Source organism: Pseudomonas sp. PGPR40 (assembly GCF_022014505.1).
GTDB lineage: Bacteria > Pseudomonadota > Gammaproteobacteria > Pseudomonadales > Pseudomonadaceae > Aquipseudomonas.
Map to the genome: position 1 here is coordinate 1 of NZ_JAKLSP010000024.1, position 13,301 is coordinate 13,301.

Below are 13,301 nucleotides of genomic sequence, written 5' to 3' on the forward strand. Positions count from 1 at the left end.
ATTACAACCATCGCCGTTGCCACACAGCCTCGAATAACCTGCCGCCAGCCCTTTTTGAAGAGCGGGCGGCCTAATACTCCTACAGAGCGGTCCAAAAAAACTGGACCACAACAGGCTTGCCCGCGAAGAGGCCCTCACCGACGCTAAAAAACTACAGCCCCTCCAACTCCGCCATCAAATCATTCAACCGATCCACCTTCTCCTCAGTCATGTCGCTCGCCGCCAACCCATCAATGTACCCGGCCAACTCCGCCACCGTGCTGCACTCGAACATCGCCCGCAGCGGTACGTTGCGTTGCAGGGCTTTTTGCACCCGCGAGGCGATCTGTGTGGCCAACAGCGAATGCCCGCCGAGTTCGAAGAAGTTGTCACGCACGCCGACCTTCTCGACCTTCAACACCTCAGCCCAAATATCCGCCAGGGTCTGTTCCAGCTCATTGCATGGCGCCTGATAGTCCTGGCTTTGCAACTGGCCGATTTCCAGCACCGGCAAGGCCTTGCGATCAAGTTTTCCATTGGCGTTGAGCGGCAGCTTGTCGAGCCACAACCAGTGCAGCGGCACCATGTATTCCGGCAATTCGGCGCGCAGACGTTGCTTGATACGCTCCAGTCGTTCGTTCGGACTCAGCGCTGAATCCGCTGCAACCAGATAGCCGACCAAATGCTTGCCGTTGACGCCCTCCTGCACACCGACCGCCGCATCGCGGACTTCCGGCTGCTCACGCAGTCGCGCCTCGATTTCACCCAGTTCGATGCGGTAGCCGCGAATCTTCACTTGGTGATCGATGCGCCCGACGTATTCCAGCACGCCGTCACTGCGACGTCGGGCCAGGTCGCCGGTGCGATACAGGCGATCACCCGGTACGCCAAACGGGTTCGGCACAAACACCTGAGCGGTACGCAACGGATCGCTCACATAGCCACGACCCACGCCGGTGCCAGCCACACACAACTCACCCACCGCACCCAACGGCACCAGTTCCAGCGCGCCATCGAGCAGGTACAAACGGTTGTTGTCCGTCGGCGTACCAATCGGCAGATAACTGCCGCGCGTCGAAGCCAGGTCGACGCGGAAGAACGCCACATCGTCCGAGCATTCCGCCGGGCCATAGGCGTTCACCAAACCAATCTCCGGGTAACGCAGCAACCATTGATGGGCCAGTTCCGGCGGCATTGCTTCACCGGTCGGCAGCATCCAGCGCAGGCCATCGAGACTCATGCGCTCCTGGGCGAGCATGCCCTGAATCAGCGACGGCACACTTTCGAGCACGGTGATGCCATGGCTCTGAACGTGAGCCAACAAGCGTTGCGGATCGTGGGCAATGCTGTTCGGCACGATGTCCACCCGAGCACCGAACAACGGCGCGGCGAGGAACTGCCAGACGGAAATATCGAAGCTTTGCGAAGCGGTCTGGGCGATCACATCGGCATCGCTCAGTTTCAGGTACGGCACCTTGCTCAACTGGTTATTGAGCATGCCGCGCTGCTCGACCATCACGCCCTTCGGCAATCCGGTGGAACCCGAGGTGTAAATCACGTAGGCGAGGTTATCCGGGCCGCTGTAAATCCCCGGATTGGCAATCGAAACATCGCTAGCCTGCACGTCTTCCCAGACCAGCAATCGAGGTCGGTTGGCACAACCAAACTCTTCCAGCAGCGCGACGGCTTGTTCACGACATGCCTGAGTACAAACCAGCAATGGCGTGCGGCTCAGGTCGATGATCCGGCTCAGACGCTGACTCGGCAGGCCCGGGTCCAGCGGCAGGTAACCGGCACCGGCCTTGAAGCTGCCAATGATCATGCCAAGCAGATCGAGGTTACGTTCGGCGAGCAGCGCCACCGGTTGATCCAGGCCGACGCCGGCCGCAATCAGCGCATGGCCGAGACGGTTGCTGCGCTGGTTCAGCTCAACGTAGCTGTGTTGCTGATCCAGGCAACAGGCGGCGACTCGCTGCGGATGCGCGGCAACCTGTGCTTCGAACAATGAGACGTAGCTCTGCTCCAGCGGGTAGTCGTGTTCGCTCTGGTTGCAGCCATGGATCAGGAAGTCCTGTTCCTCAGTGCCCAACAGCGGCAGGTCGGCCATGTCGCCATGGAAGCCTTCGACCAGCGCCAGCAGCAGCCGCTTGAATTCACCGAGCATGCGCTCGACCGTGGATTCGTCGAAATAGCGCTGGTCATAGGACAGGTGCAAGCCAAGGTCATCGCCCGGATAACACACCGCCGTCAACGGGAAGTTGGTGTGGGTGCGGCCTGAATCCGACGTCGCGTTGAGGCTTTGCGCACGGTCCAGCACCGAGACTTCCACCGGGGCGTTTTCGAACACGAACAGGCTGTCGAACAGCGGCTGGCCTTTAGGCAACTCGCTGTTTTCCTGAATGCTCACCAGCGGCAGGTATTCGTACTCGCGCAGTTGCATGTTGCTGTCGAGCAAACCGCTGAGCCACTGACGAACGCTGCAACGCTGATCGTCTTCGGGCATTTTCACCCGCAGGGCGATGCTGTTGATGAACAGCCCGACCGTGCGCTGCATCTGCGGCATGTCCACCGGGCGCCCGGCCACCGTGACCCCGAACAGCACGTCGCGATCGCCGCTCAGGCGACGCAGCACCAGCGCCCACGCCGCTTGGGCGAAGGTGTTGATGGTCAGCTGATGCGCCTGAGCCAGTTCGCGCAATTGCGCACCATCGCGGGCATCGAGTCGGGTATAGCGGTCGCCGACGATCATGCCGCCGCTGTCGCCGGCATGTTCACGCAGGAATGGCCGGTCACTCGGAATCGGCGTGGTGCGCTCGAAACCTTGCAGGTTCTGCCGCCACCACTGCCGCGCTTCGGCCAGGCGCTGGCGTTGCAGCCAGCCGATGTAATCGCGATAACGCGGCGGCATGGCCAACTGCGCTTCCCGCCCTTCGCCAAGGGCGGTGTAGATTTCGAAGAAATCGTTCATCAGTAGCGAGCGGCACCAGGCATCGATGAGGATGTGGTGGTTGCTCATCATGAACCAGTAACGCGCCGCGCCCACACGGATCAAGCGCAGGTGGAACGGTGCCTGATTGAGCAAATCGAACCCGGCCTCACGCTCGCTTTTCAGCAGCGCCTGCAACTTCGGCTCTTGCTCGGTTTCGGCCACCGCGCTCCAGTCCAGATACTCGATCGGCGTGCTGCCCGGTTTGTGGATCACTTGCAGCATGTCTTCGCCGACGTTCCAGCAGAACGACGCGCGCAAGGCTTCGTGACGGGCGATCACCGCTTGCCAGGCTTGGGCGAAACGTTGCGGGTCGAGTTCGCTGTTGATGCGGTAGCGGTCCTGCATGTAATAGAGGCCGGTGCCCGGTTCGAGCAAGGTGTGCAGCAGCATGCCTTCCTGCATCGGGGTCAGCGGGTAGACGTCTTCGATCATCGCCGCCGGCACTGGCAATGCGTCGAGTTGCGGCTGCGTCAATTTGGCCAATGGGAAATCCGATGGCGTCAGGCCACCCGCGTTATCGCTCAGGCAATGCTGGATCAGGCTTTGCAATTCACCCAGGTACGCGTCCGCCAGTTCGGTGATGGTTTGCAGATCGTGACGTTCGGCGCTGAAGGTCCAGCGCAATACCAACTCACCGCCGTAGACTTGACTGTCAACGCTCAGCTCGTTAGGCAGCGGCGCGTGTGGATCGTGGGCCGCGCCCACCGGTTCATCGAGCGGACGGAACAGCGCATCGCTGCCGAAGCTCTGATCGAACTGCCCCAGGTAGTTGAAGGTGATCGGCGCCACCGGCAGCGCGGCCATGGTCTGACGGCACACACCGTCGGCCAGGTAACGCAGCACGCCATAACCCAAACCTTTGTGAGGCACCGCGCGCAGTTGCTCCTTGATCGCTTTGATCGACGCACCCTGTTCATTCACAGGTGTGAGGCGCAGCGGATAAGCGCTGGTGAACCAGCCGACGGTGCGAGTCAGGTCGATCTCATCGAACAGGGTTTCGCGACCGTGGCCTTCGAGTTGAATCAACGCCGATTCGTGACCGCTCCAGCGGCACATCACACGGGCCAATGCAGTCAGCAGCAAATCGTTGACCTGGGTGCGATAGGCCGTCGGCGCCTGTTGCAACAGTTGACGAGTACGCTCGCTGTCGAGGCGCACGCTGACGGTTTGCGCGTGACGATTTTGCTGACCACCCTGCGGACGATCACACGGCAATTCAGCGCTGGGGCCTGCCAGTTGCGTCTGCCACCAGCTCAATTCTTCCCGCAGGGATTCGCTGCCGGCGTAAGCCTGCAACCGTGCGGCCCAGTCCTTGAAGCCGCTGGTTTTCGCCGGCAGTTTTACTGACTGTCGGGACTCGAGTTGACGATAAACCGTTTGCAGATCGTCCAGCAGCACCCGCCACGACACCCCGTCCACCACCAAGTGATGAATGGCGATGAACAGCCGTTGTTGCCCCGCAGAATCATCCACCAGCAGCGCCCGTATCAGCGGCCCTTGCTCAAGGTCGAGGCTGCGTTGGGCATCGGCAAACAACGCCGTGCATCTGTCCATGGCCGGCACGTGTACCTGCCACAGCACTGCGGTATCAGAATCCGCTTGGTGCTCGGCTTGCCATTGACTGGCGACTTTGGTGAAACGCAAACGCAAGGCGTCGTGCTGTTCGATCACCGCCAGCAGCGCTTGCTCCAGACGATTCGGCTCCAGCGTCACGGTCGGCTCCAGCAGCAACGCCTGGTTCCAGTGTTGACGCTGCGGGATTTCAGTGTCGAAAAACCAGTGTTGAATCGGCGTCAAACGCGATTCGCCCGTCAGCAAACCTTGCTCAGCCGTGACCTGCTCGGTGCGGGTCGCGACGGCGGCCAGCGTCCGCACAGTCTGGTGCTGAAACAGGTCACGCGGGCTGAAGTGGATGCCCTGCTGCCGCGCACGACTGACCACCTGGATCGATAGAATCGAATCGCCGCCCAGTTCGAAGAAGTTGTCGTTGAGACCCACCTGCTGGACGTTCAGCACTTCACACCAGATGCCAGCCAGCGTCAGCTCAAGTTCGTTGCTCGGCGCCACGTACTGCTGACGATTCAACTCCGGGTCCGGGGCCGGCAACGCGCGACGGTCGAGCTTGCCGTTGGCGGTCAGCGGCATGCTGGCCAGCAGGATCAAGTGCATCGGCACCATGTAATCCGGCAACTGCGATTTGAGGTGCGCCTTCAACGCTTCGCGCAATGCAGTTTGTTGCGCTTCGTCCTGCTCGGCCACGTCTGTGACCAGATAGCCAACCAGTTGTTTGCCGCTCGGTGCATCGAGTGCCAGAACGACCGCTTCACGGATCGATTCATGCTCCAGGAGACGGGTTTCGATCTCGCCCAGTTCGATGCGGAAACCACGGATCTTCACTTGATGGTCGATCCGGCCGAGGTATTCGACCAGACCATCAGCGCGCTGACGGACAAGGTCACCGGTGCGGTACAAACGTCCGCCGTTCACTGCAAAAGGATCGGCGACAAACCGCTCGGCGGTCATGCCCGGACGCTGGTGATACCCCTGCGCCAGACCGGCACCACCGACATACAACTCGCCCGTCGCGCCTTGCGGCACCAACGCCAGATCGGCGTCGAGGATGTAGGCGACGCGAGCGCCGATCACGCTGCCAATGGGCACGCTGCCCAGCCCCTCCTCCAGTTGCTCGGGCGCCAGGCTGGCAAGCGGCATGACCACGGTTTCGGTCGGGCCATAAGCGTTGAAAAACAGGCTCGGCTTGAACGCCGTGCGAATCCGCTGCAAGTGTTCGCCGGTCAGCGCCTCGCCACCGGTGATGCACATGCGCACTGGCAGGGTTTCGTCCTGGGTTGCCAGCCATTGCGCCAACTGGCTGCCGTAGCTTGGGGTGAAACCAAGAATGTTGATGTTATGACGGCGAATCAGCCCGCAGATTTCTTGCGCATCCCACTGGCCTTGCGCACGCAGCACAACCTGAGCACCGCTCAACAGCGGCACCAGCAGACGCTCGGTCGCGGCATCGAAGTTGATCGAATAGAAGTGCAATTCGCAGTCGTCCGGGCGCATACCGAAGCGTTCGATCACCGCGCGGCAATGCATGGCGATCTCACCGTGGGACACCACCACGCCTTTCGGTTTGCCGGTGGAGCCCGAGGTGTAAATCAGATACGCCTGATGCTGCGGCAGGCTGATAAACGGCAGTTCGCTGGCCGGGTAGTTGGCCAGTGCAACGGCGTCGTCTTCCAGGCACCAGCGACCGACGCTGATCGGCAATTCACCGAGCGCCGCGAACATCGGCGCATCACTTAGCAGCAAACCGATGCCGCTGTCTTCAATCATGTAGTGCAGGCGATCCAGCGGATATTCCGGGTCCAGCGGCACATAGGCGCCGCCAGCCTTGAGGATCGCCAGCAGGCCGACGACCATCTCCAGCGAACGCTCCAACGCCAGACCGACCCGCACCTGCGGCCCGACTCCACGCTCACGCAGCATCCAGGCCAGACGATTGGCGCGGCTGTCGAGCTCGGCGTAGCTCAAGGTTTGCCCGGCGAACGTCAGGGCCGGCGCGTCCTTGCGCATCAGGGCTTGCTCGCTGAACAGGTGATGGATGCATTGATCCAGACGATGTTCGCCCGGCTCGATGCCGAGGCTGTCGAGCAGGTTTTGCTGTTCGCTGGCCCCCAGCAATGGCAGTTCATTCAAGCGCCGTTGCGGATCGCTCAGCAACGCTTCCAGCACATTGCGCCAGTGCCCGGCCATGCGCGCAATGCGCGGCTCATCGAACAAATCGGTGCTGTAAGTCAGGCAGCAACCCAGGCGATGGTCGAGGTCGGTGACTTCCAGGTTGAGGTCGAACTTGGTCGCTCGCGCATCGTTGACCAGGTACTCGACGGTCATTCCGGCCAGGGTTCGGCTCTGCTGGAATTCCCAGCGCTGCACATTGCACATCACCTGGAACAGCGGGTTGTACGCCGCGCTACGCGGTGGTTGCAAGGCTTCCACCAGATGATCGAATGGCAGGTCCTGATGGGACTGGCCTTCGATCACGGTATGGCGAACCTGCTCGAACAACTCGCCGACCGACATCTGCCCGTCGAGCTGGCAACGCAGCACCTGGGTGTTGAGGAACGCGCCGATCAGCCCTTCGCTTTCCGGGCGAATGCGGTTGGCCACCGGCGCGCCAATGCGCAGATCGGTCTGCCCGCTGTAGCGGTAAAGCAGCACCGCCAGCGCAGCGGTCATGGTCATGAACAGAGTCAGACCGTTGTGTGCGTTGAAGGCACGAACCCGTGCCGCGAGGTCATCGCTGAGGTCGAAGCGGAACAATTCGCCCTGATGGCTTTGCACCGGCGGACGCGGACGATCGGCCGGTAATTCCAGCAGCGGGTGTTCGCGGCCCAGTTGTGCGGTCCAGTAATCGAGCTGGCGCTGACGTTCGCCGGATTCCAGCCACTGACGCTGCCACACGCTGTAATCCAGGTACTGCACCGGCAGCGGTTGCAGCGGCGAATCGCGGTCATCGACGAACGCTTCGTAGAGCGCGCTCAATTCCCGGGCAAAGATGTCCATCGCCCAACCTTCGGTGACGATGTGATGCAGGGTCAGGACGAAGTAATGCTCCTGCTCGGCGGTCTTGACCAGGCAGGCGCGCAGCAGCGGTCCGGTTTCCAGATCAAAAGGCTTATGGGCTTCGTCATCGGCCAGTTGCTGGACCTGCCATTCGCGGCCATCGGCGTCCAGCGTGGTGAAGTCCTTCCAGTCCATGCGCAGGCGGATGTCCGGATGAACCTGTTGCCGGGCCACGCCGTTGATGCTCGGGAATGTCGTGCGCAGGGTTTCGTGACGCATGATCAGCGCTTGCAGCGCTGCTTCGAAACGCCCGACATCCAGCACGCCACGCAACCGCGCCATGCCGCCAACGTTGTAGGCCGGGCTGTCCGGTTCCATCTGCCAGAGGAACCACATGCGTTGCTGGGAATAGGACAGCGGCACCGGTTGGCTGCGATCGACCTTCTCGATCGGTGGCTGTTTGTTGGTTTTGCCGCTGGCCTGGATCAAGCGAACCTGCTCGGCAAAAGCGCCCAGTTCACTGGCCTCGAACAGCGCCCGCAACGGCAATTCGACGTCGCAGGCCTGGCGGGTGCGGGAAATGATTTGCGTGGCCAGTAGCGAGTGGCCGCCGAGGGCGAAGAAGTCGTCGCGCAGGCCGATCTGTGTTTGGCCGAGCACTTCACGCCAGATGCCGGCGATTTGTTGCTCAAGGGCAGTGACCGGTTCGACGTGTTCACGGACTTGCCACTGTGGTTCCGGCAAGGCGCGGCGATCGAGTTTACCGCTCGGGCTCAGGGGCATTTCGTCCAGACGCATGAGTTGTGCCGGGACCATGTATTCCGGCAGCTCAGCGGCCAGCGCGGTTTTCAGGCGCGTGGTTTGAGCATCGATGGTTTCGCTGATTTCAGTGGCGGTGTAGTAACCGATCAACTGCCCACCCGCCGCCGTTTCGCGCACCAACACCACCGCTTGGGCGACGCCAGACTGCGCCAACAGACGCGCTTCGATTTCTTCCGGCTCGACACGAAAACCGCGCAGTTTGACTTGCTGATCGAGACGACCGAGGTATTCGATCACGCCGTCGGCGGTCCAGCGGGCACGGTCGCCGGTGCGGTACAAACGAGCCCCCAGCTCGCCCAGCGGATCGACCACGAAGCGTTCGGCGGTCAGGCCTGGACGACCCAGATAGCCTCGGGCCAGACCGATACCGCTGATGCACAGTTCACCCGGCACACCGGTCGGTACCGGATTGAGGTCGCTGTCGAGCACGCGGCACAGCACGTTGCCCAATGGCCGGCCAATCGGCGAGCGCTCGCCGTCGGCGGTTGTGCACTGCCAGTGGGTGACGTTGATCGCGGTTTCGGTCGGGCCATAGCGGTTGTGCAGTTGCACCGCCGGCAAGTTTTCCAATACCCGGTTACGCAGTTCGGCGGGCAAGGCTTCACCGCCGCAGAACACTCGACGCAGGCTGGTGCATTCGGCGCTCAGCGGTTCGTCGATGAACAACGCCAGCAATGGCGGAACGAAGTGCAACGTGGTCACGCCGTACTGCTGAACCAATTGCGCGATGCGATGCGGATCGCGGTGTTCACCGGGGCCGGCGATCAACAGGCGGCAACCGGTAATCAACGGCCAGAAGCATTCCCACACCGACACGTCGAAACTGATCGGCGCTTTTTGCATCAGCACGTCGGTTTGGTCCAGACGGTAAGTGGCTTGCATCCATTGCAGCCGTTCAGCGAGCGCCGCATGAGTATTGCCAACGCCCTTCGGCTGACCGGTGGAACCGGAGGTGTAAATCACGTAGGCCAGATTGTCGCCGTGCAGGTGCAGACCCGGCGTATGGCTTGGCCAGCTCTCCAGATGCAGGGCGTCCATGGCAATCACGCTGACGCCGTCGGTGGCCGGCAGGCGGTCGAGCAGTTCGGTTTGGGTCAGCAGCAGTTCGACGCCACTGTCACTGAGCATGTAGGCCAGACGCTCGGCCGGGTAATCCGGGTCCAGCGGCACATAAGCGCCGCCAGCCTTGATGATCGCCAGCAAACCGATCAACAACTGCGGCGAACGCTCAGCGGCGATGGCCACGCACACGTCCGGGCCGACGCCTTTGTCGCGCAGGTAATGCGCCAGGCGGTTGGCCCGGGTGTGCAGTTCGGCAAAATCCAGGCTGCCGCCGTCCCACAGCAGCGCGGTGCGCTCCGGGATCTGGCGCGCTTGTTCGTTGAGCAACTCAGGCAGCCATTGATTGGCTGGTGTACACGGCGCGGCGCTCCAGGTGGATTGCTGATCGTGCTCACTCGGGGTCAGCAGTTGCAGGTCGCCGATGGCGGTTTTCGGTTGCTCACAAATGGCTCGCAGCAGGTTGGCGAAATGCTCGGCCAGTCGCTCGATAGTCGCCACGTCAAACAACTCGCTGGCGTAGTCGAACGACAAGCTCAAACGCCCGTTGCGATCTTCCTCGCTGTGCAATTGCAGGTCGAACTTGGCTTCGCGACTGTGCCACGGCAGCTCTTCGGCGAGCAGTCCCGGCAAGCGGCGCAATGTACTGAGATCACGTTGCTGATGGTTGAACATGACCTGGAACAGGCCTTGTTCGCGGGCCTGCGGGAAGGCTTCGAGCAGTTGTTCGAATGGCAGATCCTGATGCGCTTGCGCGCCCAACGCGGCTTGACGGGTTTGCGCCAGCAACTCAACGAACGGCAGTCGCGAATCCACCTCGGCGCGCAGTACCTGAGTGTTGATGAAGAAGCCGATCAGCCCTTGGGTTTCCAGGCGCGGACGATTGGCATTCGGCACGCCGATGCGGATGTCACGTTGGCCGCTGTAGCGATGTAGCAGGCTCTGGAATGCCGCGAGCAACAGCATGAACGGCGTTGCCTCATGGGCCTGGGCGGTCTGGCGAATGGCATCGCTCAGGCGCGCATCCAAACGCAGCGTGTGACGGGCGGCGCTGTGGGTGTGTTGCGCCGAACGCGGATGATCGGTGGCCAGGCTCAGGGTCGGATGATCAACGCCCAACTGCTCTTTCCAGTAAGCGAGTTGACGCTCGTCCTCCCCTTGCGCCAACCACTGGCGCTGCCAACTGCCGTAGTCGGCGTATTGCGTCGGCAAGGCTGGAAGGCTGGTGGTCTGGCCTTGGGAGGCCGCCGCATACAGGCGCGAGAACTCGTCGATCAACACGTTCATCGACCAACCGTCGGCGATGATGTGGTGCATCGTCACCAGCAGTTGATGGTCTTCATCGTCAAGACGCACCAGCGTCACCCACAGCAGCGGGCCTTTTTCCAGATCGAACTGGCTGCGGGCTTCGTCCTCACGGATCTGCTGCGCGCGGGCTTCACGCTCGGCGGCTGGCAGGTCGCTGATGTCGATCACTTGCAGGTTGAATTCGCCGGCGGCAATGACCTGTTGCAGGGCTACGCCGTCACGCTCGAAAAACCGTGTGCGCAGGGATTCATGACGTTCGATCAGTTGCTGGAAACTGGCGCGCAAGGCGTCTTCGTCCAATTCGCCGCGCAGGTGCAAGGCACCGGGAATGTTGTAGGCGCTGCTTTGCGGATCGAGTTGCCAGGTGATCCACAAACGGTTTTGCGCCAGGGATTGCGGCATGGCGTCGCTACGCGACAAGGGCATGATCGTGCCTTGGGCCAAGCCACCGTCCTGTTGTTGCCGGGCGATCGAGTCGGCGAATGCGCCGAGGGTCGGCGCTTCGAACAACAGGCGCAGATTCAGCTCCAGCCCCAGCTTTTCACGCAGGCGTGCGACCACTTGAGTGGCGGCGATGGAGTTGCCGCCGAGCAGGAAGAAATGGTCATCGGCGTTGACCTGCTTGACCTGCAATTGCTCACACCAGATCTGGCCGATCAGGATTTGCAACTCTGCGCCGGTGTTGGTTTCAGACGTGCTTGCGATGTCTGCCGAGGGGAATAACGCATAATTGTCGAGGCTGCCATCGGCCAGGCGATTGCGGCACGCCGAGCGTTGCAACTTGCCGCTGGACGTCTTCGGCAGCGCTCCCGGATTGAGCAATACCACCACACTCGGTGCTTCCTGATACGCCTCGGCCACCGCTTGACGGATGGCTTTGATCAGCGCTTCGGGCGGCAGGATTTTCTGCACGCTACGGCTGATTTCCGCGGCGATGCCGATGCCCTCCTGCCCCTCGATGTTGACCGAGAATGCAGCCACGCGACCTTTGCGCACCACCTCCACTTCACGCTCGATGGTCTGCTCGATGTCCTGCGGATAAAGGTTGTGACCGCGCACGATCAGCATGTCTTTCAGACGCCCGGTGATGAACAATTCCCCGTCACGCAAAAAACCGAGATCGCCGGTGCGCAGCCAGGTGCGGCCGGCGTGCTGGACGAACGTCTTGGCCGTGGCTTCGGGTTTTCGCCAGTAGCCATGGGCGATGCTCGGCCCGGCGGCCCAGACTTCGCCGACCGCGTTGTCGGCGAGTTCTTCGAGCGATACGGCATCGACAATCAGCACCGCGTGATCCCGCTGGCTGATGCCGCAACTCATGATCGGACTGCCATCGCCCGGCTCGGCTCGGTTCTGCGCCAGGGCTTGATCATCCACCCGCAGGTTTCCAATCCCCTGACCGCGAGGGCTGCCGGCAACGAACAACGTGGCTTCCGCCAAGCCGTAGGAAGCCATGAAGCTGTCCGGCGTAAAACCACAGGTCGCAAATTTCTCGGCGAAGCGTTCCAGGGTGTCGAGGCGAATCGGTTCGGAACCGGAATACGCCACGCGCCAGCCACTCAGGTCGAGGCGCTCCAGCGCCGATTCGCTGACCCGCTCGCTGCACAGTCGATAGGCGAAATCTGGCCCGCCACTGATGGTGCCGCCGTATTCGCTGATCGCTTCCAGCCAGCGCAATGGCCGGCCGAGAAAGTACGCCGGCGACATCAACACACACGGCACACCGCTGAAAATTGGCTGCAACAGGCCGCCGATCAGGCCCATGTCGTGGTACAGCGGCAGCCAGCTGACGATCACGTCGTCGGGGTTCAGATCGATGCCAAAGCCATGACGAATCAATAGTTCGTTGGCCACCAGGTTGCCGTGACTGACTTGCACGCCTTTAGGCAACGCGGTGGAGCCCGAGGTGTATTGCAGGAAGGCGATGTGCTCGCCGTGCAAGTCCGGCGCGACCCAGCGTTCGGCCAGGGCGCTGTCAAGGGTGTCGACACACAGAAGCGGTGGCGCCTCGTTGATTTGCAGCAACGCGTCGCGCAGATCAGCACTGGTCAACAGCACGCGCGGTTCGGCATCGCTAATGATCGACAGCAGACGTTCCTGATGATGACGACGGGTCGATTCGGGCGGATAGGCCGGCACCGCGATGACGCCTGCGTACAGGCAGCCAAAAAACGCCGCAACGTAATCCGGGCCGCTGGGAAACAGCAGCACCGCGCGATCGCCGAACGAAGTCTCGGCCTGCAACGCGCCGGCAATGGTTCGCGCCCGCCGATCCAGCTCGCGATAACTGAGCACCACAGCCTGATCCTGGGTTTCGGCGAGAAAACGCAAGGCCACCCGGTCCGGCGTCAGCACCGCGCGGCGCTGAAGGGCTTGGACCAGTGTGCTGGGGAGTTCGAACGCGTCGGTCATGAGGTTTCCTGCCTGGAATGCTGTTTGGGCCGGGGCTTGCGCCCACAGTCTTCACCCAAGAGAACGGATGAGGTTTTGAAATAGTTAGTCGCCTGGCTCAAGTGCCAGCGGCGCTTGCCGGCCAGCAGGCACGTCAATGTGTCGCTGTTCTCGGCTTGCTTTTTTG

General features: G+C 61.9%; 1 protein-coding gene. It reads right to left on the reverse strand.

The genetic code is table 11. The annotated features are described in order from the left end of the window. Positions 1-151 precede the first annotated feature (151 nt). Positions 152-13,135, reverse strand: a complete 12,984-nt coding sequence (locus MEB48_RS20195; protein WP_237885700.1) for a non-ribosomal peptide synthetase — start codon at positions 13,133-13,135, stop codon at positions 152-154. Between the last annotated feature and the right edge of the window lie 166 nt (positions 13,136-13,301).